At 58.5% G+C, this 21051-nt stretch carries 23 protein-coding genes; 12 read left to right on the top strand and 11 right to left on the bottom strand.

Going from position 1 to position 21051, the window contains the following annotated elements; genetic code table 11:
• The first annotated feature begins 62 nt into the window (after positions 1 to 62).
• The 11 genes from rplQ to ACR0EK_RS17640 all read left to right on the top strand — a co-directional run bounded on the left by rplQ (position 63) and on the right by ACR0EK_RS17640 (position 11106).
• A complete protein-coding gene (gene rplQ / locus ACR0EK_RS17690; RefSeq protein WP_480871362.1) occupies positions 63 to 485 on the top strand; it encodes a 50S ribosomal protein L17 in 423 nt (140 codons plus the stop codon).
• 110 nt (positions 486 to 595) lie between these two features.
• A complete protein-coding gene (locus tag ACR0EK_RS17685) occupies positions 596 to 1003 on the top strand; it encodes a hypothetical protein (protein ID WP_480901036.1) in 408 nt (135 codons plus the stop codon).
• A gap of 65 nt (positions 1004 to 1068) precedes the next feature.
• Positions 1069 to 2454, top strand: coding sequence for a trypsin-like peptidase domain-containing protein (locus tag ACR0EK_RS17680; RefSeq protein ID WP_480901037.1), 1386 nt, complete (start codon positions 1069 to 1071; stop codon positions 2452 to 2454).
• 3 nt (positions 2455 to 2457) lie between these two features.
• Positions 2458 to 3768, top strand: coding sequence for a replication-associated recombination protein A (locus tag ACR0EK_RS17675; protein WP_480484766.1), 1311 nt, complete (start codon positions 2458 to 2460; stop codon positions 3766 to 3768).
• A 186-nt stretch (positions 3769 to 3954) separates the two neighbouring features.
• The gene (locus ACR0EK_RS17670) at positions 3955 to 4998 is read left to right on the top strand and encodes an RluA family pseudouridine synthase (protein WP_209505873.1); all 1044 of its coding nucleotides are present in this window, start codon (positions 3955 to 3957) and stop codon (positions 4996 to 4998) included.
• Complete coding sequence (locus ACR0EK_RS17665; protein ID WP_480508505.1) at positions 4995 to 5666, top strand: HAD-IA family hydrolase; 672 nt, start codon at positions 4995 to 4997, stop codon at positions 5664 to 5666. The genes ACR0EK_RS17670 and ACR0EK_RS17665 overlap by 4 nt, the downstream gene beginning before the upstream one ends.
• Before the next feature lie 3 nt (positions 5667 to 5669).
• Entirely contained in the window at positions 5670 to 6377 is a 708-nt protein-coding gene (locus tag ACR0EK_RS17660; RefSeq protein ID WP_480508503.1) for an ATP12 family chaperone protein, read from the top strand.
• Positions 6378 to 6582: 205 nt separating this feature from the next.
• Positions 6583 to 7599, top strand: a complete 1017-nt coding sequence (locus tag ACR0EK_RS17655; protein WP_480474036.1) for an amino acid ABC transporter substrate-binding protein — start codon at positions 6583 to 6585, stop codon at positions 7597 to 7599.
• A 128-nt stretch (positions 7600 to 7727) separates the two neighbouring features.
• Complete coding sequence (locus ACR0EK_RS17650; protein ID WP_480474035.1) at positions 7728 to 8996, top strand: amino acid ABC transporter permease; 1269 nt, start codon at positions 7728 to 7730, stop codon at positions 8994 to 8996.
• Position 8997: 1 nt separating this feature from the next.
• Positions 8998 to 10302, top strand: coding sequence for an amino acid ABC transporter permease (locus tag ACR0EK_RS17645; RefSeq protein ID WP_480547313.1), 1305 nt, complete (start codon positions 8998 to 9000; stop codon positions 10300 to 10302).
• A 12-nt stretch (positions 10303 to 10314) separates the two neighbouring features.
• Positions 10315 to 11106 carry an amino acid ABC transporter ATP-binding protein gene (locus ACR0EK_RS17640; protein WP_480484762.1) on the top strand — a complete coding sequence of 264 codons (792 nt, stop codon included), beginning with the start codon at positions 10315 to 10317 and terminating at the stop codon, positions 11104 to 11106.
• 44 nt (positions 11107 to 11150) lie between these two features.
• Here ACR0EK_RS17640 and ACR0EK_RS17635 read toward each other — a convergent pair whose 3' ends face one another.
• The 8 genes from ACR0EK_RS17635 to ttcA form a co-directional block, all read right to left on the bottom strand.
• Positions 11151 to 11648, bottom strand: coding sequence for a SixA phosphatase family protein (locus ACR0EK_RS17635; RefSeq protein WP_480774297.1), 498 nt, complete (start codon positions 11646 to 11648; stop codon positions 11151 to 11153).
• Positions 11645 to 12331, bottom strand: a complete 687-nt coding sequence (locus ACR0EK_RS17630; protein ID WP_480774296.1) for a ferredoxin — start codon at positions 12329 to 12331, stop codon at positions 11645 to 11647. Before ACR0EK_RS17630 ends, ACR0EK_RS17635 begins: the two co-directional genes overlap by 4 nt.
• Before the next feature lie 22 nt (positions 12332 to 12353).
• On the bottom strand, positions 12354 to 13217 hold the full coding sequence (argB, locus tag ACR0EK_RS17625; protein ID WP_480774295.1) for an acetylglutamate kinase: 864 nt from the start codon (positions 13215 to 13217) through the stop codon (positions 12354 to 12356).
• A gap of 60 nt (positions 13218 to 13277) precedes the next feature.
• Positions 13278 to 13931 carry a ribosome biogenesis GTP-binding protein YihA/YsxC gene (yihA, locus tag ACR0EK_RS17620; protein ID WP_480474029.1) on the bottom strand — a complete coding sequence of 218 codons (654 nt, stop codon included), beginning with the start codon at positions 13929 to 13931 and terminating at the stop codon, positions 13278 to 13280.
• Complete coding sequence (locus ACR0EK_RS17615) at positions 13928 to 14665, bottom strand: MOSC domain-containing protein (RefSeq protein ID WP_480897824.1); 738 nt, start codon at positions 14663 to 14665, stop codon at positions 13928 to 13930. Before ACR0EK_RS17615 ends, yihA begins: the two co-directional genes overlap by 4 nt.
• Entirely contained in the window at positions 14662 to 16491 is a 1830-nt protein-coding gene (gene yidC / locus ACR0EK_RS17610; protein ID WP_480901038.1) for a membrane protein insertase YidC, read from the bottom strand. The genes ACR0EK_RS17615 and yidC overlap by 4 nt, the downstream gene beginning before the upstream one ends.
• A 126-nt stretch (positions 16492 to 16617) precedes the next feature.
• Positions 16618 to 18174: a putative bifunctional diguanylate cyclase/phosphodiesterase gene (locus ACR0EK_RS17605; protein WP_480901039.1), complete on the bottom strand. Its 1557-nt coding sequence runs from the start codon at positions 18172 to 18174 to the stop codon at positions 16618 to 16620.
• A gap of 44 nt (positions 18175 to 18218) precedes the next feature.
• Positions 18219 to 19112, bottom strand: coding sequence for a tRNA 2-thiocytidine(32) synthetase TtcA (gene ttcA / locus ACR0EK_RS17600; protein WP_480901041.1), 894 nt, complete (start codon positions 19110 to 19112; stop codon positions 18219 to 18221).
• 114 nt (positions 19113 to 19226) lie between these two features.
• Here ttcA and ACR0EK_RS17595 point away from each other — a divergent pair, with 114 nt between their 5' ends.
• Positions 19227 to 20162: an alpha/beta fold hydrolase gene (locus ACR0EK_RS17595; RefSeq protein WP_480901043.1), complete on the top strand. Its 936-nt coding sequence runs from the start codon at positions 19227 to 19229 to the stop codon at positions 20160 to 20162.
• On the opposite strand, the gene yidD is transcribed toward ACR0EK_RS17595, so the two are convergent.
• The 3 genes from yidD to rpmH are packed head-to-tail and all read right to left on the bottom strand — an operon-like array spanning position 20159 to position 20975.
• Positions 20159 to 20392 (bottom strand): membrane protein insertion efficiency factor YidD, encoded by a 234-nt coding sequence (yidD, locus tag ACR0EK_RS17590; protein ID WP_209598859.1) that lies wholly within the window; start codon positions 20390 to 20392, stop codon positions 20159 to 20161. The two genes, ACR0EK_RS17595 and yidD, sit on opposite strands and share 4 nt — an antisense overlap.
• Positions 20389 to 20814 (bottom strand): ribonuclease P protein component, encoded by a 426-nt coding sequence (rnpA, locus tag ACR0EK_RS17585; RefSeq protein WP_209598858.1) that lies wholly within the window; start codon positions 20812 to 20814, stop codon positions 20389 to 20391. The genes yidD and rnpA overlap by 4 nt, the downstream gene beginning before the upstream one ends.
• A 26-nt stretch (positions 20815 to 20840) precedes the next feature.
• Positions 20841 to 20975: a 50S ribosomal protein L34 gene (rpmH, locus tag ACR0EK_RS17580; protein ID WP_005980833.1), complete on the bottom strand. Its 135-nt coding sequence runs from the start codon at positions 20973 to 20975 to the stop codon at positions 20841 to 20843.
• Positions 20976 to 21051: the final 76 nt, after the last annotated feature.

Genomic DNA, 21051 nt, shown 5'->3' with positions numbered 1-21051 from the left:
GGTGAGCTTCTGACACGCATCGGAAGCCGGACAAAGCAAAACGCGAAAGAAGGAATTGAAAAATGCGTCACGCACGTGGTTACCGCCGCCTGAACCGTACTCATGAGCACCGCAAGGCTCTGTTTGCAAACATGGCTGGCTCGCTCATCGAACATGAGCAGATCAAGACAACTCTGCCCAAGGCAAAAGAACTGCGCCCGATCATCGAAAAACTGATCACCCTGGGCAAGCGCGGCGACCTGCACGCCCGCCGACAGGCCGCAGCACAGCTGAAAGAAGACAAAGATGTCACCAAGCTGTTCGAAGTTCTGGGCCCCCGCTATGCCGAGCGTCAGGGCGGTTATGTCCGCATCCTGAAAGCAGGCTTCCGCTATGGTGACATGGCTCCGATGGCGATCATCGAATTCGTCGATCGCGACATTGATGCCAAAGGCGCCGCGGACAAAGCCCGTACTGCTGCCGAAGAAGCCGCAGCCGAAGAATAAGCACTAAGGTCATCGACCTAATGCGCCTGCCCGAGCAATCGGGCAGGCTTTTTTTGTGCCTCAGCCAGCCGATTGTCATCATGTGGTTTGTCCATTAAGTTCAAACCGTTATGACAAATAAACCTGCAACTGGATACTCGGGCAAACCGCTCTGGTCGAAACTGGGTTTCAAACCCGGATATGCGGTCCGCACGCTCAACGCTCCTGCCCATTATCCCAACCTGGCAGCCGGTGCCGACGGTGTTCTGTTCGACCCTGCAGCCGATCCTGCGGATGCGGTTCACATGTTCCTGAACCATCCGGACCAGATCGCCGAATTGGCCGCTGAGCAGATCGCCCACATACGGAGCGGAGGAATGCTGTGGGTCTCCTGGGCCAAGAAATCTTCGCCCCTGCACGCAGGTGTGACCGAGGATATGCTGCGCAGTGAAATCCTGCCGCTGGGCTGGGTCGACGTGAAGGTTTGCGCGGTTGACGCCGATTGGTCCGGGCTCAAGTTCCTGCGCCGCCGAAGCTGAGCGCGCGGCTTGCATTTATTGCCTTTGCCCCGCATATCCCAAAGATAATCAAATCCGGAGCCCCCATGATCCGCGCATCCTTTATCTCTCTTATGCTTGTCATGGCCCTGCCAGCATTTGCCGAAACCCGCGTCCCGCAATCGCAGTCCGAAATCTCTCTGGGCTTTGCTCCGGTGGTCAAAAAGGCCTCGCCTGCGGTGGTGAATATCTACGCCAAGATCGTGCGGCAGGGGCGGGCCAGCCCGTTTTACTCGGACCCGTTCTTTCGGGATTTCTTTGGCGGCAGCCTGGGAACGCCGCAGCCGCGGGTTCAGAACTCGCTGGGTTCCGGGGTCATCCTGTCTGAAGATGGCTACGTTGTGTCCAACTACCATGTTGTAGGCTCGGCGACCGAGATCAGAGTCGTGACAACCGACCGGCGCGAATTTTCTGCCACGGTCGTACTGGGGCACGAAGAAAGCGACATTGCGATCCTGCGTCTGGAAGAGGCGCAAGACCTGCCCTACCTGACCCTGCGCGATTCCGATCAGGTCGAGGTTGGCGAACTGGCCCTTGCCATCGGCAACCCGTTCGGGGTGGGGCAGACGGTGTCCTCTGGTATCATCTCGGGCTTGGCGCGCACAGGTACGGCGACAGGCAATGCGCGCGGGTATTTCATTCAGACGGATGCGGCGATCAACCCGGGCAACTCTGGCGGTGCGCTGATTGATGTGAACGGGGACCTGATCGGGATCAACACCTCTATTCTGACACGCTCGGGCGGGTCGAATGGCATCGGTTTTGCCATCCCCGCAAATCTTGTGGCCGAGTTTCTGAAACAGGCGCAGCAGGGCAATGACAGTTTTGTCAGCCCTTGGGCAGGCATGACCGGTCAACATATGAGCGCGGATATTGCTGAATCCCTTGGTCTTGCCATTCCGCTGGGCGTTGTCATCTCGGACCTGCATGACCTTAGCCCGCTGCGCGAGGCGGGGCTTAAGGTGGGGGACGTCGTGACCCATGTGGACGGGGACGAAGTGAACTCACCCGCCGAGATGAAGTTTCGCATGTCCGTTGCAGGGGTGGGGGGAACCTCGGTTCTGACACGGCTGCGCGGCACCCAGAGCGAAGAGGTTGAGGTGGCGCTGATCAAAGCGCCCGAAGTCCCGGCAGCTGAAGAGACGACATTGGGTGAAGACACTGTCCTGCCGGGGTTGGTGGTGTCTCTCGTCAACCCTGCGGTGATCTCCGATATGGGCTTGCCACTGTCCCAGACAGGTGTCGTTGTTGTTGATCCGGGCCCCTATGGTGGACGCGCGGGTTTGCGATCGGGGGATATTCTTGAAAGCATCAATTCCAATGACATCGAACGTCCTGGGGATGTGGAGAATGCGCTGACAGATCCGGGTCGTCGTGTGCAGATGGGTCTTCTGCGCGGTGGCCGGTCAGTCTCATTGCGGTTCCGGCTGTAACCCGTGAGCGATCTGTTCGATACCGGGCCAACGGAACCCACCGCTGCGCCACACCGTCCCCTGGCGGACCGGTTGCGCCCGCAGTCACTGGCCGAGGTCATCGGTCAGGAACAGGTTCTTGGCCCGGATGCACCGCTGGGGGTCATGCTGGCGTCAGGCAGTCTGTCCAGCCTGATCTTCTGGGGGCCGCCCGGTGTCGGCAAGACGACGATCGCACGGTTGCTGGCGCAGGAAACCGATCTGCAATTCGTTCAGATCAGTGCGATTTTCACCGGTGTTCCGGATTTGAAGAAGGTTTTCGAAGCGGCCAAGATCAGGCGCCAGAACGGGCAGGGGACCTTGCTGTTCGTGGACGAGATACACCGCTTCAACAAGGCGCAACAGGACGGGTTTCTGCCGCATATGGAGGACGGCACGATCCTTCTGGTCGGGGCAACGACCGAGAACCCGTCCTTTGAGCTGAACGCCGCGGTTCTCAGCCGGTCGCAGGTTCTGGTGCTGGAACGGCTTGGCCTTTCCGATCTTGAACGCCTGACCCAGCGCGCCGAAAAAGAGCTGGACCGCGCGCTGCCGTTGACACCCGCAGCCCGCGATGCGTTGCAGGAAATGGCCGATGGTGACGGGCGGGCGTTGCTGAACCTGATCGAACAGGTCTCGGCCTGGAAGGTGGATGCGCCACTGGACACGGACGCGCTGTCGACGCGGCTGATGCGGCGGGCGGCGAAATATGACAAGTCGGGCGATGAACATTACAACCTGATTTCAGCCCTGCACAAATCGGTGCGCGGGTCCGACCCGGACGCGGCGCTGTACTGGTTTGCGCGAATGCTGACAGGGGGCGAAGACCCGCGCTATCTGGCGCGTCGGATCACACGGATGGCGGTCGAGGATATCGGTCTGGCCGACCCGCAGGCGCAGGCCATCTGCCTGCAATCCTGGGAAACGTATGAGCGGCTCGGCTCCCCCGAAGGTGAGCTGGCGCTGGCGCAGGCGCTGGTCTATCTGGCCCTGGCCCCGAAATCCAACGGTGCTTATGTCGGCTATAAGGCAGCGATGCGGCTGGCCAAGCAATCAGGCAGCGAGCCACCGCCCAAACATATCCTGAATGCCCCCACATCACTGATGAAGGATCAAGGATATGGTGCTGGCTATGCGTATGACCATGACGCCGAAGACGGGTTTTCCGGTCAGAACTATTTTCCCGAAACAATGAAACGCCCGGTTCTGTATCAACCGGTCGAGCGCGGGTTCGAGCGTGAGCTGAAAAAGCGCCTCGATTACTTCGCCAAGCTTCGGACCCAGCGCAACAGCTAGACTGGCTGGGAATGTATTGACCGCGCCGAGGAGTGGCGGGCGGTGCTGAGCCCCCTCGAACGCCAAAGGTTCCTGTCTGATACCTTGACTCTTGCCGCGTTGCGCGCGAGAGACCCCCATGATTTCTGGGACACGGACAAAGACGCAATCCGGGCGGATCACCCGCGCGGCGCAAGGGGCAATGGCATGAGTGGCGTACAGATGATTACAGTCGCTGAAGGGGACGGCGATCAGCGTGTGGACCGCTGGTTGCGCCGCCTGTTCCCGCATGTCAGCCAGGGCCGCATCGAAAAGATGTGCCGCAAGGGAGAACTGCGCGTGGATGGCAGCCGGGCCAAGGCCTCGACCCGATTGGAGGTCGGTCAGGTGGTTCGTGTGCCGCCGTTGCCGGGGCCTGATCACAAACCGGTTGAGGTCAAGCATCGTATCTCGGATGCGGATGCCAAGATGATCCAGTCCTGCGTGATCTACCGTGATGATCACATTCTGGCCCTGAACAAACCGCAGGGCCTGCCGGTACAGGGCGGCAGCGGGCAGACCCGGCATGTCGACAGCCTGTCCGAGGCGTTGCGGTTTGGGTATGACGAAAACCCGCGTCTGGTTCACCGCCTGGACAAGGACACGTCAGGAGTTCTGCTGCTGGCCCGCACGCGCGAAGCCGCAAAGGGGCTGACAGCCGCTTTCCGCCACCGCGACACGCGCAAGATTTACTGGGCGCTGGTTGCAGGTGTTCCCACGCCATATCTGGGTGAAATCAAGACGGGTCTTGTGAAAGCAGCTGGTCATGGCGCCCACGGCGAGGGTGAAAAGATGATCCCCGTCCATATGAACGAGATCGACAGCACCCCCGGTGCGAAACGGGCACATACACATTATGCGACCCTCTACCGGGTGGCCGGGCGCGCCGCTTGGGTGGCGATGGAGCCAATCACGGGCCGCACCCACCAACTGCGCGCGCATATGGCAGCGATCGGTCATCCGATCATCGGCGACGGCAAATATGGTGGCTCGGGGCAGGAAAACCTGGGTGATGGCTGGGGCGCGCAACTGGGTGGGATCATCAGCAAAAAGCTGCATCTGCACGCGCGGCGACTGTCATTCCTGCATCCGATAACGCGCAAACCGGTAACGGTGACTGCGCCCTTGCCGGAACATATGAAACACAGCTGGGACACCTTCGGCTGGACCGAGGATCTGGCCGCCGACGACCCGTTTGAGGCGCTGCAATGAGCGCACCGCTGCGGCTGGTTTTGTTTGATGTCGATGGCACTCTGGTCGACAGTCAGGGCAGTATCGTTCACGCCATGACCACCAGCTTTCAGGCCGCTTCGGTCCCTGTACCGACGCGAGAGGTGATCCTGTCCATTGTCGGGCTGTCCCTGCCACATGCAATCGCACGGTTGGTGCCGGACCAACCTTCCTCGGTCCAGAACGATCTAGTTGAAGGGTACAAGGAAGCTTATCATGCGCATCGCTTGGATTTGGGCGCGGCCAGCTCTCCGCTCTATCCCGGTGCGAGAGAGGCGATTGAAGCTTTGCACGCCGTGCCCGAAGTGCTTCTTGGGGTGGCAACCGGCAAATCCCAGCGCGGACTTGATGCGTTGATCGAAGTACATGGGCTTGAGCGCTACTTCGTCACCCGGCAGGTCGCCGACCACCATCCGTCGAAACCGCATCCTTCCATGGTGCAGGCCGCGTTGGCCGAGACCGGTGTCGAATCCGACTGCGCGGTGATGGTCGGCGATACAAGCTATGACATGGACATGGCCGCCGCTGCCGGGGTGCGCGGCATCGGCGTGGCATGGGGGTACCATGATCGGTCTGCTTTGACCTCGGCCACCTGCATGATTGAGACCTTTGACCAGTTGCCCACTGCGCTGGCCGGGATATGGAACTGAAACATGAGTGACTGGAAACCGAAACGCTTCTGGAAAGACAGCCGGACCATCGATGTTGAAGGTGGGTTTACGGTTGAACTGGATGGCCGCCGCGTCAAGACCCCTGCCAAAGCAGCGTTGATCCTGCCGACCCGCGCCATGGCCGAAGCGGTTACAGCGGAATGGGATGCCCAGCAGAGTGAGGTAGATCCGTCGACGATGCCATGCACCCGATCGGCGAATGCGGCAATCGACAAGGTTCGGTCCCAGCACGGGGAAGTTGCCGATATGCTTGCGGATTACGGCGATTCTGATCTGCTGTGCTATCGAGCGACACATCCAACAGAGTTGCAGGAACGTCAAAGCGCCGAATGGGATCCGGCACTGGATTGGGCCGAGGTCGCACTGTCTGCTCGCTTGCGGCCAGTTGTCGGTGTGCTGCACAAACCGCAATCTGCCGCTGCCCTGTCGGCGCTGCGTGCTCGCGTCCATGCGCTGGATGCGTTTCAACTGGCGGCGTTCCACGATCTGGTCAGCTTGTCAGGGTCATTGATTCTCGGGTTTGCGGCGGCCATGGATTGGCGCGAACCGGCCGAAATATGGCGCATTTCGAGGTTGGACGAAACCTGGCAGATCGAACAATGGGGTCACGATGACGAGGCCCATGCGGTTGCCGAAACGAAGAAAGCCGCATTTCTGCATGCTAAACGCTTCTTTGATATGTCGGTTTGATCCTTATTTTCCGATTTTTGGCCAAATGTTCAAATTGGTTGGGGTCTGATCCATCGTTTTCGATGATCCGACCCTTGACGTTTGTTTATGAATACGCCCAAACTCAGTGCCACTAAAGGGGAGACACCTTTGGAGTAACCTATCCGGCATCCACTTGCCGGGCAGAGCCGCCTCTGATGGGGCGGGAAATCAGGAAGAGGTAAAAATGAAAAAATCCGTAATCTTGGGCGCGGCAACGATTGCCGGTCTTGCTGCTGGCGCAGCCGTGGCAGGGACCGTTGACGACGTTAAAGCGCGCGGCAAGCTGAACTGTGGTGTGACCACCGGTCTGGTTGGCTTTGCTGCTCCTGACGCCAATGGCGAATGGCAGGGCTTTGACGTATCGCTGTGCCGTGCCGTTGCTGCTGCTGTTCTGGGCGATGCAAGCGCAGTAGAATTCGTTCCGACCACCGGTAAGACACGTTTTACCGCTCTGGCCTCGGGCGAGATCGACATGCTGGCGCGTAACACCACCTGGACCTTCAGCCGCGACGTCGACCTGAAGTTCGAATTCACCGGTGTGAACTACTATGACGGTCAGGGTTTTATGGTTCCCAAGGCACTGGGCGTAAGCTCGGCCAAGGAACTGGACGGCGCAACCGTTTGTATCCAGACCGGCACAACAACCGAGCTGAACCTGGCGGACTTCTTCCGTTCGAACAACATCAGCTACGAACCGGTTCCGATCGAAACCAACGCCGAAGCACAGCAGCAGTATCTGGCTGGCGCATGTGACGTTTACACCACCGACGCTTCGGGTCTGGCGGCAACCCGCGCCACATTCGAAAACCCCGGTGATCACATCCTGCTGCCCGAAATCATCTCGAAAGAGCCGCTGGGCCCGCTGGTCCGTCACGGCGACCACGAGTGGGGCGACGTTGTGCGCTGGACTCTGAACGCGCTGATCTCGGCTGAAGAGCTGGGCGTAACCTCGGCCAATATCGATGAACTGGCCGCTGGCACCGAAAACCCCGAAATCAACCGCCTGCTGGGTACCGAAGGCACCCTGGGCGAGATGCTGGGTCTGAACGCTGACTGGGCAGCCAAGGCGATCAAAGCCGGCGGCAACTATGGCGAAGTGTTTGCCAAGAACATCGGTGAAGAAACCCCGATTGGTCTGGCACGCGGCCTGAACGCACAGTGGACCGAAGGCGGCCTGCTGTACTCGCCGCCGTTCCGCTAATATCGACGGAGAAGGGCGCAGGGCAACCTGCGCCCTTTTTCCATCCATAAGAATCACGCCCGTACGGTTTTGAGCAGGGATCAACTCTGCCGACATATTTACGGGATGCACGGGGATATACATAGGTCATGACGACTCTCACTGACCCGCCGAAGGAGCAGTTCCGGCTGTCCATGCTCCTTTATGATACGCGGTACCGATCTGCGACCATCCAGGTCATTGCAATGATTGGTTTTATGCTTCTGGCAGCCTGGATCATCTCCAATACCATCCAAAACCTCGAAGCGCTTGGAAAACCGGTTGAGTTCGGCTTTTTCGCAGAACCGGCCAGTTACGATATCAACCAGCGCTTGCTTGAATACGATTCGCGCGACAGTCACTTGCGCGCGGCCTTTATCGGCTTGCTGAACACGCTGGTTGTGGCGGTTCTTGGTTGTATCACAGCAACGATAGTCGGTGTTTTGGTTGGTGTTCTGCGCCTGTCCAACAACTGGCTGGTTGCGCGGATCATGACCGTCTATGTCGAGATGTTCCGCAACGTACCTGTGCTGCTGTGGATCGTTCTGGCCATGGCCATTCTGATCGAAAGCCTGCCAGCACCAAGGGCGTTCCGCGGAGAAAACCCAGAAGCCACGATGAATCTGTTCGATTCTGTCGCGGTGACCAATCGCGGGGTCTATATCCCGGAGTTCCTGTTCTCGCGCAGCCTGGGTGATATACACATCTTCGGTGCGTCGAGCCTGCGGTTCGATATCTCGCTGGACCTGATCGCCATTCTGATCGTGCTTGGTGGCAGCATCTTTGCGATGCGCAAGGTGTCCGCCTGGGCACAAGCCAAGCAAGAGGCATCCGGTGATCGTCCGACTATCTGGCACATCCAACTGGGTATTCTGTTTGTGCCGATGATTGTCCTTCTCACCATCCTGGGGTTTCACCTTGGTTTCCCTGAGCTGAAAGGCTTCAACTTTACCGGCGGCACACATTTGCGTAACTCGTTGATCGCGCTGTGGCTGGCCTTGTCGCTTTACACGGCGGCCTTCATCGCCGAGATCGTTCGTGCGGGTATCCTGGCCATCTCAAAAGGCCAAACCGAAGCCGCATCGGCGCTGGGTCTGCGCCCGGGCCGGACCATGCGCCTTGTGATCCTGCCGCAGGCATTGCGGGTGATCATTCCGCCCATGATCTCGAACTATCTGAACCTGACCAAGAACTCGTCACTGGCGATCGCGGTCGGGTATATGGACATCACGGGGACCCTTGGCGGCATCACCATGAACCAGACCGGTCGCGAGCTGGAATGTGTTCTGCTGTTGATGCTGGTCTATCTGTCCATCTCGCTGAGCATCTCAGGGGTGATGAACTGGTACAACAACCGTGTAAAACTGGTGGAGCGGTAATATGAGTGATGTTTCATTTGTCCGCACGGAAATGCTGCCCGAGCAGGCACCGCCTGCTTCCGAGGTCGGTGCGCTGGGATGGGTCAAGCACAACCTGTTCTCAAGTTGGTTTAACACGATCCTGACGGTGGTTTCGCTTTATGCGATCTACTACGTGCTGTCAGGTGTTCTGCCATGGATTTTCCAGTCCGTGTGGAATGCCGACTCTCTCAACGAGTGCCGCGAGATTATGATGGCCACCTGGGGGTCGACCCATGGGCACGCCTGCTGGGCGGTTATCAATGACCGTTGGTTACAGTTGCTGTTCGGCTTCTATCCAAGCCATCTGTACTGGAGACCGATCCTAGCGCTGGTTCTGTTGCTGGTCGCATTGGCGCCGGTTCTGTATTCGGACCGCGTCCCAACCAAGATGCTGATCTTCACGGCAATCTACCCGTTCCTGATGCCGTTCCTGATGTGGGGCGGAACCATCTGGGGGCCAATCTCGGCCGCGCTTGGGTTTGTCGTCGGTTGGTTTGCGTATTCGGTTCTCAGCAAACAGGTGAGTGAACTGGTGGGTATGATCGGTGCGGTCGTTGCCGCAGTGATCTGGTGGCTGGTGCTATCCAGCTATTTCACGGGCGCGATGGACTCGGTTCTGCCGATTGGCATCGAAGCTGTTGAAAGCCGTCAGTTCGGTGGTTTCATGCTGGCGATCCTGCTGGGCGTTGTGGCCATTGGTGTCTCACTTCCGATCGGTATCGTTCTGGCGCTGGGGCGTCAGTCGGACCTGCTGATCGTCAAATACCTGTGCGTGGGCTTTATCGAGTTCATTCGCGGTGTGCCGCTGATCACCTTGTTGTTCGTGGCGTCGCTGCTTCTGAACCTGTTCCTGCCACCGGGCACCAACTTTGACATCATCCTGCGGGTGATGATCATGATGACCCTGTTCTCGGCGGCTTACATGGCCGAGGTGATCCGGGGTGGTCTGGCTGCCCTGCCACGAGGACAGTACGAAGGCGCCGACAGTCTGGGCCTGAACTACTGGCAGGCGCAAAGGCTGATCATCATGCCGCAAGCCCTGAAAATCTCAATTCCGGGCATCGTGAGCACATTCATCGGGATCTTCAAGGATACGACGCTGGTGTCGATTATCGGGTTGTTCGACGTGATCGGATTGGCATCTGCTATCCGCGCCGACACAGCCTGGAACGGCATCTATTGGGAACTGTTCGCGTTCATCGCGTTCCTGTTCTTCATCGTCTGCTTCTCTATGTCCCGTTATTCCATGTATCTGGAGCGCAAGCTTCAGACTGGCCACCGTTAAGGAGTTCAACACATGTCTGAACTTGCAATTGACCGCGAAATCGACCGTTCCAAAATGCAGGTGAGCGACGAGGTCGCCATCGAAATCACCAACATGAACAAGTGGTACGGTTCCTTTCACGTGCTGCGCGACATCAATCTGACCGTCAATCAGGGCGAGCGGATTGTTATTGCGGGTCCGTCCGGGTCAGGGAAATCCACCCTGATCCGCTGCCTGAACGCGCTGGAGGAACACCAGCAGGGCACGATCATCGTGGATGGGACCGAGCTGTCGAATGACCTCAAGAACATCGACAAGATCCGGTCCGAGGTTGGCATGGTGTTCCAGCACTTCAACCTGTTCCCGCACCTGACCATTTTGGAGAACTGCACGCTGGCCCCGATCTGGGTGCGCAAGACGCCTAAGAAAGAGGCCGAAGAGCGCGCGATGCATTTCCTTGAAAAGGTGAAAATTCCCGAGCAGGCCGACAAGTATCCTGGTCAGCTTTCGGGTGGTCAGCAGCAGCGTGTGGCAATTGCCCGCTCGCTGTGCATGATGCCGCGGATCATGTTGTTCGATGAACCGACATCGGCGTTGGACCCCGAGATGATCAAAGAAGTGCTCGACACCATGATCGAGCTGGCCGAGGAAGGCATGACCATGCTGTGCGTGACGCACGAGATGGGCTTTGCCCGTCAGGTTGCCAACCGCGTGATCTTTATGGATGCGGGCCAGATCGTGGAACAGAACGAACCGGAAGAGTTCTTCAATAATCCGCAAAGCGAGCGGACCAAACTGTTCCTCAGCCAGATTCTGGGACACTGAACGGCTCAAGATGGTGGAAAGGCGGGGTTTTGCCCCGCCTTTTTCTATTCCAGCAACTCTCGCGCGGTGGTGAAGCCCAGCACGGTGCCCATATGCCATCGCACGTCCGACCAGCTGTCGGCGTTGAATGTCATCACAGTGGTTGCACAAGTCGGATAATCGAAAAAGCGCATGTGATCCGGTGGCCGTTGCACAAGGCGGTTGGCGAATTCGGCGATTCCGGGGTTATGGCCCAGCATCAAAACAGTCGGTTCCGTGGCACCTGCTAACTCGCGCAACATGTCTTCGGCGCCGGCGTGGTAGAGCACATTGTGAAAGCGGACCTTATCGGCCGTTAACCCCATCCGGTCCCATGTCTCGCGAGTGCGGGTTGACGTCGAGCTTAGCACTTCATCCGGCAGCCAGCCGTTATCGCGCAGCCATGCACCAATGGCCGGGGCTGACCTGCGCCCACGCTTGCTCAGGGGGCGTTCATGATCGCCAAGTCCTGGGTTATCCCAGCTGGATTTGGCGTGACGCGTCAGGATCAGAGTGCGGGTCATGACGGGTGAAAAGCCCTCATATGATGGGCTGATTGTTCGGGGTCGCGCCCTGCGCCCGCGCTGAGCGGGCAGGCGAGGCGGGCCAGACAGCCGCCTGTCATGCAGGTTTGACCCTCAGTGGTATCAAGATGGTCGTGGCAGGCTGCAAGGTCATAGAAGTTTTGCGCGTTCAGCGCGCCGACAGGGCAGGCCGTCGTGCACGGAGCGGCGCAGGTGTTACAGGGGGAAACGCCGGGTGTTTCTGGGATGGCAAACTCATGGGCGAAATGCAGTGCGCCGCGATATGAGATCATCATACCGACCGTGTCATGTACCAAAGCCCCCACCGGGCTGCTGAAGGTGCGTCCCGATTTCAGGGCCCAGTCGATGAAAGGCGCATAGGGCGGACCACCAAAGGGGAAATAGGCCTGTGCACCGAACGCATGTGCCATCTGGCCGACGATTCTGGTTGACCAGCGGTCTACTGGATCAGGCCCCCGCCATTCGGGCGAGGCTTTCAGAGCAGACCAGAAATCAGAGCCTGCGCCCAGCAAGATCAACGTGCCAGTGTCAAGTTGCCGGGCCGCCACGCGATGAGGATGCAGCGCACCCATGACAATCAACCCCGCCTGACGCGCCGCGTGTTCTACGCGGCCATAGGTTGCCGCATCCGGAACTGAGGAAGGTTGCGCAAGGTCTGTCATCTTCCCTCGGCTGTTGCTGCGATCAGTCTGGCCGTATCAGCGACCCGGCGCCATGTTCCGTGAACAGTTCAAGCAGAACCGCATTTGGCGCGCGCCCGTCAAGTATCACGACGGCCCGAACGCCGCTGTGCAGGGCATCGAGGGCCGTTTCGGTCTTGGGGATCATACCGCCCGCGATGGTGCCTTCGCGGGTCATCTCGCGGATCTGGCCGGCTTTCAGCTCGGTCACCACATCGCCCGCCGCGTTCTTGACGCCCGAGACATCAGTCAGCAGCAGAAGGCGGTCAGCTTTCAATGCCGAGGCAATCGCCCCGGCAGCCGTATCGCCGTTCACGTTGAACGTTTCACCCTCACGGCCCGCGCCCAGAGGGGCGATGACCGGGATCACATCATGTGAGAACAGATCATGCAGGACTTTCGGGTTCATCTCGGACGGGGTGCCGACATAACCCAGAGACGCATCCGTCTGGTCGCAGATCATCAGGTTTGCATCCTTGCCCGACAGACCCACGGCCGAACCGCCCTGTCCATTGATAGCCTGAACGATGCGCTTGTTCACCAGGCCAGACAGAACCATCTCGACAACTTCGACGGTTGCCGTGTCGGTCACGCGCTTGCCGTTCACAAAGTCGGACTGGATATCAAGCTTGTTCAGCATCGCGTTGATCATCGGACCACCGCCATGCACGACAACCGGGTTCACGCCGACCTGCCGCATCAAGACGACATCGCGGGCAAAGCTCTCCATCGCCTCGTCACTGCCCATGGCATGCCCGCCCAGCTTTATGACGACGATGGCCCCATCATAGCGCTGCAGATAGGGCAATGCGCTGTTCAGGGTTGCTGCGGTGGCGATCCAGTCCCGGTTCATGTCACGTGTCTTCATTGCTAGGGTCCCTCTGACCGTCCGTGTTAGGGCCTTTGCACCGCGCTGCCAAGGGCGAAGCTATTCCAGATGCGCAATGATCGAGCGCAGGGTCGGAATCCCGTCGCCTTTTTCGGACGAGGTCAGGACGATTTCCGGGAATGCTGCGGGATGTTTGGACAAAGCCGCACGGGTTTGTTCCAGAACCTTCTCGCGCTCGTTGGCCTTGACCTTGTCGGCCTTGGTGAGAACGCATTGAAAGGTCACGGCACTGGTATCCAGCAATTTCATGATTTCAGCGTCGACCGGTTTAACCCCGTGGCGCGCATCAATCAGGACAAAGGCACGGCGCAGCGTCTGGCGACCGCTCAGGTATTGCTTGAGAAGCTTCTGCCATTTTTCCACCACGTTAACCGGTGCATTGGCATACCCATAGCCCGGCAGGTCGACCAGATAGAGGTCCGGGCCTTGCGTGAAGAAGTTGATTTCTTGCGTACGGCCAGGTGTGTTCGAGGCACGCGCCAGACCCTTGGTTCCGGTTAGCGCGTTGATCAGGCTGGATTTGCCGACATTCGAGCGCCCGGCAAAGCAAACCTCCAACCGGTCAGGGGCGGGCAGGCCCGTCATGGCGACCACGCCTTTGATAAATTCAGACGGGCCGGCAAACAGTTTGCGACCGCGTTCTTTGGCGAAGTCATCCGGCTCTTCGGCCAGCGGAAACGGAAGCGTGGTCATAGCAACTCCAGCGTATCATTCAGGCGGATTTCACCACCCTGAATGACTTCTGCATAGACACCGAAATCCTGATGATCCCAGCTGTTCAGCGCGCCCAGAGTATCCGCGTCGCGTTCGCCGGTTTCCGGATTTGCAGTGGTGGCCAGACAGCGAATGATACGCTCGCGAACCCGGAGTACGGTTTCGCCAATGCGAAGGTCACGGCCCAGCCAGTCGAATTCATCCCACTCAGGCAGGCCTTCGAACCAGATGTTTCCCCGCCACCGTGCCGCAGATAAAGACTGGCCCAGCTTTTGTTCAACAGCGCGATGAGAGGCCATGTTGCACAGGCTGATTGACGGGAAATCGGTATCGGTCATGCCGCGCCCGGGCACCCGGACAATTCGGGCGGACGCAGCGCGATCCGAGGGCATAAGCGGTTTTACCCAGTTCAGGAAAACCGAGTGCTCCGTGTCGGGGTGAAAGCTCAGATCCGGGCGGTCCGGGTGGCGCAACGTGACCTGCTCGCCGTCCAGTTTCGCCCAAATCGCCATAAGCTTGGGGGCTTTTGAACCGCGGCTGAAATTTACACATGGGGCCCATTCCGTTCCGTCGGTCTTGGCCGCTTCATGGGCAACGGCCCAAACGCGATCCCCGGGCATGGTCTGCCCGGGGTTGAGGGTAATCTGGCTCAGGGCTTCGCGCCCATGGCTTTTGATCGGGTGACGCCAAAGGCCTGAAACTGTTCCGCTCATTTCTTGTCCGTGTTCGGCAATCGCTTAAATCCGGATTTGATGTTTCCGAACACATCCGGCGTATACCCCTGACTACGCATGATCAGATATTGCTGCGTAAATGTGATCGTGTTGTTCGCAATCCAGTACACGACCAGACCGCTGGCAAAGCCGCCCAGCATGAACATGAAGACCCACGGCATCCACGCGAAGATCATCGCTTGTGTGGCATCGGTTGGTGCCGGGTTCAGTTTCTGTTGCAGCCACATCGAGATCCCCAGCAGCAGCGGCAGAATACCGATAAAGATCAGCGCCATCAGGGTGTCCGGCTGCGGGCCAGCCCAGGGCAGCAAGCCAAAGAGGTTCATGATCGAGGTCGGGTCAGGTGCGCTCAGGTCCTGGAAGGGGCCAAACCACGGTGCCTGACGCAGTTCGATTGTGACGAAGATCACCTTGTACAGTGAAAAGAAGATCGGGATCTGCAACAGGATCGGCAAACAACCGGCAGCGGGGTTCACCTTTTCCTTCTTGTACAGCTCCATCATACCCTGCTGCATCTTCTGGCGGTCGTCGCCCGCGGCTTCCTTCAGGGCTTCCATCTGCGGCTGTAGTTCCTTCATCTTCGCCATCGAGACGTAGGATTTGAAGGCCAGCGGGAACAGGATTGCCTTGATGATCAGCGTCAGGCCGATAATGGACCAACCCATATTGCCGATCAGCGCATGAATGTTGTGCAGCAGCCAGAAAATCGGCTTGGTCAGGAAGAAGAACCAGCCCCAGTCGATGCTGTCGATGAATTTCTGCACACCGTCAGCCTGGTATTCGCGGATGGTCTCCCACTCTTTTGCGCCGGCAAACAGCTGCGTTGTCACCTGCTCGGTCGCACCCGGCGCCACGGTCAGCGTCGGAAGTACCGTTTCTGTCTGGTAAATCTTGCGACGCGAGTCGTATTTGGCAGCCGCCTTGAACGCAAAACCGGGTTCCGGGATCAGCGTGGTCATCCAGAAGTGATCAGTGAACCCGATCCAGCCGTTTTCCTTGACCTGAAACACCTCGGCCTGAGCGCGCTCGTCCGGGTCGATATCGAAATCACGAACGTCGCCATAATCCACTTCGGTCAGAGTGCCGTCGGCCATACCGATCACACCCTCATGCAGAATGAAGAAGTTCTTCAGGTCCGGCAGGTCCCCGTCTTCGCCAATGCCGTGGCGCGCAAGAATGCCATAAGGTGCCAATCCAATTTCAACCCCGGTGGCGTTTTCGACAGATTGCGTGACCGTGAACATATAGTTCTCGTCAACCGCGATGGTGCGGTGGAACGTCAGTCCATTGCCGTTTTCCCAGGCCAGCGTCACAGGTGTGTCAACACCCAGGGTTTCACCCTGCTCAAGCGTCCAGATGGTATTTGGTCCGGGAACATCTGCACCGGTCAGGCCCGCGCCAGGAGCCCAGCCATAGAGGGCGTAATAGGCGGATTGCGATCCGACTGGCGACAACAACTCGACAATCGGAGAATCCTCGGCCAGCGAGACCTTGTAGTCTTTCAATGACAGCTCGTCGATCCGACCGCCAGCAAGGGACAGGCTACCGGTCAGGCGGGGCGTGTCGATATTGATGCGGGGCGCTTCGGCCTCGGGTTCAGCTTCGGCAGCTGCCGCGGTTGCCTCTCCGACAGTGCTGGTGTCGGCCGCACTGGGCGTCTGAACCTCACTGCCTTCGACGCTGGTTGCTTCAACCTGATCCGGGGTTGTCGTCTGTTCCGGAGGGGGGAACAGCACGAACCAGACCAGGATCACGAGAAAGCTGAGCGCGGTTGCGAGGATAAGGTTCTTGTTCTGATCGTCCATCGGGGACAGCCACCTTGAGCAGTGAAAGACACCCGCAGGGTTCAACAGAGTGCAGACCCAAAGGTCAAGCGGAATCGCCCGTCATTTCGTCACGGAGGGGTCTTCTTTGTCGCGATTTCCGGTTCCCTACCGCGTTTTCCGCCCGATTTTGGGAACACCGTCGACCTTGTTGCGGTAAGACGTGATCCAATCCTTGGTTTTTTCGAATGGTATGGGCTTGCCGATGCCAAACCCCTGAACATGATCGCAACCCAGTTGGGCCATCAAAGCGTGCTCACCCGGCGTTTCGACACCTTCGGCCAGAGTTTCCAGATGCAAACGTTCTGCCATCATCAGAATGGCGCTGGCAAGCTGTTGCTGGCTTGGGTCCAGATCCGCTTTGGCAACAAATGATCTGTCGATCTTGATGCGCGACACGTTGAACCGTTTGATGGAACCGATCGAGGCATGTCCTGTCCCGAAATCGTCCAGATCAATACAGCACCCCATTGCGGCAAGCCCGGTGACGTTGCGGGTGATGACATCGTCGGGCCGTCTGGAGAACACGGTCTCCAACACCTCGACCGCCAACCTGTCAGGGGTCAGATCGAATTGATCCAGTTCCCATTTCAGACGGTCGATCAGGCCCGGATTGCGCAGTTCGTCAGATGAAAAGTTGATCCCGATGCGCGGCACCGACAGCATGGACCGATCCCAGTCGCGCATTGCGGAAAAGGAATGATGCCGCATGGCCTGACCCAACCGGTCCATCAGTTCGGCCTGTTCGGCAAAGGGCAGGAACACATTGGGGGCAAGAACCCCTTTTTTCGGATGTTCCCAGCGGGCCAGAGCCTCAAACCCGCTGATACGCCCGGTATCGGTTGAGATCTGGGGTTGAAACCATGGACGGATCTCACCGCTGTCCAGCGCCGCTTCGAATTCTTTGCGCAAGTTGATCCTGACCTGTGCCCGTCTGCGCGTCTGAGAGGAAAAAGCGCGAATCGTGGATGGCCCGTTTTGTTGTGCCTCCAAAAGGGCGTTATTTGCGGCCTCCTGCCAATCGATTGCAGAGCCGTCAGTGATATTGCTGCTCAGGCAAAAGCCAATGGAACAGGACATATATACGCCGGTGCCATTCAGCATGATGGGATCTTCTACGGCGTTTTGCATACGGCCCGACATCTGAATACAAGCTTCCAAATCCAGTTGCCGTGCCGGGTGCAGAACAACCATCATCCTGTTTCCACCCATCCGGGTTGCGCAATCATTTGAGCGGATCATGGACAAAACGCGCGAGCAGAATTGCTGTGCAACGTGGTTTGCCGCCGCCTGTCCGTGCAGATCAAGCAATTGCGTAAAGTCATCCAGAACCACCGCGAAACAGGCCGAGTTTTCCCCCTTCAGGCGGGCGTCGGCAAATACCTTCTCCAAAACTGTCTCAAACTGGTCCTTTGACAGCAGACCGCCGGGACGCCAAAGCCCCTTACGCGACGGATTGGCTGCGAACGCATTGATGCCTGCGACGATCAGAGGCAAAACCAGGGCCAGTGCAACCAGGGCCTGTTCACCCCCAATCCAGAATGCACTCAGACAAAGCGCCGGAACAAAGGCCAGCGCGGCTGGGCCGCCCAGAACGGTTTTCAACGAATGGACAAAACGGTCGGTAAGGGGATGGTTCCGCATCAGCTTTCTGGCCTTGGGCATGATCTGCACAAGGCAAAGCCTATGAAACCAGTCTGAGTCAGTCGTTAACGCAGAAGCGGAATCTCTTCCAAATTCCCGGAATTTTCGTTGGAATTTAGCGAAAGGTTAATGAAATCAAATAGCTTTCCATCCAGAAGGTGCGATGGCCGCGCATTTGTTAACGCTCGGAACATAACCTGTCGCCGACCCGGGCTGTTCTTTTCCCATTGATCCAGAATCTGTTTGACCTGCTGGCGCTGCAACCCATCCTGACTGCCGCACAGGTCACAGGGAATGATCGGGTATTGCATCGCCTTTGCAAATTTCTCGCAATCGGCTTCGGCGACATGGGCGAGCGGGCGGAATACAAAAAGATCGCCTTCTTCATTCACCAGTTTTGGCGGCATCGTGGCCAGGCGGCCGCCGTGGAACAGGTTCATGAAAAACGTCTCAAGGATATCGTCGCGGTGATGCCCCAGGACGACCGCCGAGCATCCCTCCTCGCGCGCGATGCGATAGAGGTTGCCACGGCGCAAACGGGAACACAGGGCGCAATAGGTCCGGCCCTGCGGAACCTTGTCCATCACAACGGAGTATGTGTCCTGATATTCGACCCGATGCGGTACGTCCATTCGACCCAGAAACTCGGGCAGGACCGTGGCCGGAAAGCCCGGCTGGCCCTGATCCAGATTGCAGGCCAGCAGATCGACAGGCAACAGGCCTCGCCATTTGAGCTCGTAGAGAACAGCCAGCAATGTATAGCTGTCCTTGCCACCGGAAAGACAGACCAGCCAGCGGGGCGGCTTGCCATCCTTGTCGTGGGCGGACGGAGCCACCATCCCGTATTGCTCGATCGCTTCACGGGTCTGGCGCACAATGCGTTTGCGCAGCTTCTTGAACTCGGTTGTCGAGGGCGCGCCGGCAAACAGCGGGTGGATATCGTCTGCATCATCAAACATGCGCCGTGGTTACAGCGGACCGAAGGCCCGGGCAAGGCGTAGAAGCAGGATCAACCGCGTTTGGAGCGTAGTTGCACCCGTGTTACCCTGCGCGTATTTTTCAGGAGGTATATTATGGACTACTTCTTTTCGGTCCGCGCCCGCAGCGGCGATCACTATTCAAACAAGATGGGTGCCGCGCGATATCTGGCTATTCCGGGAAATGTCGGGCAACCGGCACGGCAGCATGAAATACCGCAGTCTCAATGGATAAGCCGGCTTCAGGCCGAAGCCGGGGCGACGGCTACCGAGAATGGGCATATTGTCGTCTTCGTGCACGGGTTCAATACCGAGCAATATCAGATGCTGGAACGTCACCGCAAAATTCGCACCGGTCTTGAGGCGCATGGCTTTAACGGTGTGGTCATTAGCTATGATTGGCCAAGCGATGGATCGGTTCTGGGCTATAACGTTGACCGGGCTGACGCGCGGCGTGCGGCAGAAAAATTGTTCAGTCACGGGATCACGCGGCTGTCCCGGATGCAGACCGCGGATTGCCGGTATAACGTCCATGTTCTGGCGCATTCCATGGGCACGTTCTTGGTACGCGAAGCCATGGATTATGCCGATGACGACCATGAAACCGCGCAACACAGCTGGATGACCAGCCAGATCGCGTTTGTCGCGGCGGATGTATCCGCGAAATCGTTCCGCGACGGCAGTTCCAAGACCTCCTCTCTGATGCGACGTTGTACCAGGCTGACATGCTATTACAGCCCCTTTGACGAGGTTTTGTCGATTTCAGAGGTCAAGCGTGTCGGAGTATCGCGCCGACTGGGCCGTGTCGGAATGCCAAACGACCGGCCTGAGAAAGCGGTTAATCTGTATTGCGGGTCCCATTTCAAGAATACCCGCGATGAATACGGGGATGGGCCTTCGGCGACACACAATTGGTATTTTGATTCGCCCCGGTTTTTCGAAGACCTGCACCATACGTTGATGGGGAAACTGGACCGAGAGGTCATTCCGACCCGCAGCTTCACCGACCGCGGCAACCTGGCGTTGACTTAAGGGTCGGCATTGTCGGGCACCGGATCGTAACCGTCACCGCCCCAGGGGTGGCACCGGCAAATCCGGTGCGCAGCCAGCCACGATCCTCGGATCGCGCCATGTTTTTCCAATGCTTCCAGTGCATAGGCCGAGCATGTGGGCTGATAGCGGCAGTTGAAACCAACCCAGGGGCTGAAAATCAGCCGGTACGCGCGAACGGGCAGGGCGACGATATGGGACAGAAAGGTCATTTGCGATCCGCATGCACTTTGCGAAGCGCATACCGCAAGTCGCTCAGCAGGACGTCATAAGGAAGATCGGCGGTTACATCAGCCCGCCCGATCAGCACATAGTCCCAACCTTCAAGACCATACACAGGCAAGACGGCCCGTGCGACTTCTCTCAGGCGGCGCTTGGCACGATTGCGGGCCACGGCATTGCCGACTTTCTTTGAGCAGGTAAAGCCAACGCGCAGCCCCACCGCTTCATCCGGAGCGCGTCTGCGGGCCTGCACCATCATCGAAGACGTTCCCTGCCTGCGCGCGCGGGCGGCTTTCAGGAAATCGGCTCTTTTTTTCAGGATCGTCAGGGATGTGGGTAGACAAACAGAAGCCGCCGGGGGCGTATTCCCGGGGTGGTTCTTACCATCCTCAGGGGCCTCCGGCGGCGTCATGTTCATACCCTGATCGGTGGGCGGTTTTACGCGCTCAGCGATTTGCGGCCGCGGGCGCGGCGTGCGTTCAGGATCTTGCGGCCGGCTTTGGTGGCCATGCGCGCGCGGAAACCGTGGCGGCGTTTGCGAACCAGGTTCGAAGGCTGATAGGTGCGTTTCATCGCTCCGTCTCCAATCTATAGCGGTCGGGTGCGGCGCGGATTCGCCTGGCCCTAGTGTTCGAAGCCCGTCCTCTAC

This window comes from Ruegeria sp. AE4 (assembly GCF_056542185.1).
Note: the sequence above shows the minus strand (reverse complement) of the source record. Positions and strands in the feature narration are given on the sequence as shown.

Bases quoted from the DNA above. Each gene is read 5' to 3' on its own strand.
- rplQ (WP_480871362.1), top strand. From the start codon at position 63: ATGCGTCACGCACGTGGTTACCGCCGCCTGAACCGTACTCATGAGCAC.
- ACR0EK_RS17685 (WP_480901036.1), top strand. From the start codon at position 596: ATGACAAATAAACCTGCAACTGGATACTCGGGCAAACCGCTCTGGTCG.
- ACR0EK_RS17680 (WP_480901037.1), top strand. From the start codon at position 1,069: ATGATCCGCGCATCCTTTATCTCTCTTATGCTTGTCATGGCCCTGCCA.
- ACR0EK_RS17670 (WP_209505873.1), top strand. From the start codon at position 3,955: ATGAGTGGCGTACAGATGATTACAGTCGCTGAAGGGGACGGCGATCAG.
- ACR0EK_RS17665 (WP_480508505.1), top strand. From the start codon at position 4,995: ATGAGCGCACCGCTGCGGCTGGTTTTGTTTGATGTCGATGGCACTCTG.
- ACR0EK_RS17660 (WP_480508503.1), top strand. From the start codon at position 5,670: ATGAGTGACTGGAAACCGAAACGCTTCTGGAAAGACAGCCGGACCATC.
- ACR0EK_RS17655 (WP_480474036.1), top strand. From the start codon at position 6,583: ATGAAAAAATCCGTAATCTTGGGCGCGGCAACGATTGCCGGTCTTGCT.
- ACR0EK_RS17650 (WP_480474035.1), top strand. From the start codon at position 7,728: ATGACGACTCTCACTGACCCGCCGAAGGAGCAGTTCCGGCTGTCCATG.
- ACR0EK_RS17645 (WP_480547313.1), top strand. From the start codon at position 8,998: ATGAGTGATGTTTCATTTGTCCGCACGGAAATGCTGCCCGAGCAGGCA.
- ACR0EK_RS17640 (WP_480484762.1), top strand. From the start codon at position 10,315: ATGTCTGAACTTGCAATTGACCGCGAAATCGACCGTTCCAAAATGCAG.
- ACR0EK_RS17635 (WP_480774297.1), bottom strand. From the start codon at position 11,648: ATGACCCGCACTCTGATCCTGACGCGTCACGCCAAATCCAGCTGGGAT.
- ACR0EK_RS17630 (WP_480774296.1), bottom strand. From the start codon at position 12,331: ATGACAGACCTTGCGCAACCTTCCTCAGTTCCGGATGCGGCAACCTAT.
- argB (WP_480774295.1), bottom strand. From the start codon at position 13,217: ATGAAGACACGTGACATGAACCGGGACTGGATCGCCACCGCAGCAACC.
- yihA (WP_480474029.1), bottom strand. From the start codon at position 13,931: ATGACCACGCTTCCGTTTCCGCTGGCCGAAGAGCCGGATGACTTCGCC.
- ACR0EK_RS17615 (WP_480897824.1), bottom strand. From the start codon at position 14,665: ATGAGCGGAACAGTTTCAGGCCTTTGGCGTCACCCGATCAAAAGCCAT.
- yidC (WP_480901038.1), bottom strand. From the start codon at position 16,491: ATGGACGATCAGAACAAGAACCTTATCCTCGCAACCGCGCTCAGCTTT.
- ACR0EK_RS17605 (WP_480901039.1), bottom strand. From the start codon at position 18,174: ATGCCCAAGGCCAGAAAGCTGATGCGGAACCATCCCCTTACCGACCGT.
- ttcA (WP_480901041.1), bottom strand. From the start codon at position 19,112: ATGTTTGATGATGCAGACGATATCCACCCGCTGTTTGCCGGCGCGCCC.
- ACR0EK_RS17595 (WP_480901043.1), top strand. From the start codon at position 19,227: ATGGACTACTTCTTTTCGGTCCGCGCCCGCAGCGGCGATCACTATTCA.
- yidD (WP_209598859.1), bottom strand. From the start codon at position 20,392: ATGACCTTTCTGTCCCATATCGTCGCCCTGCCCGTTCGCGCGTACCGG.
- rnpA (WP_209598858.1), bottom strand. From the start codon at position 20,814: ATGACGCCGCCGGAGGCCCCTGAGGATGGTAAGAACCACCCCGGGAAT.
- rpmH (WP_005980833.1), bottom strand. From the start codon at position 20,975: ATGAAACGCACCTATCAGCCTTCGAACCTGGTTCGCAAACGCCGCCAC.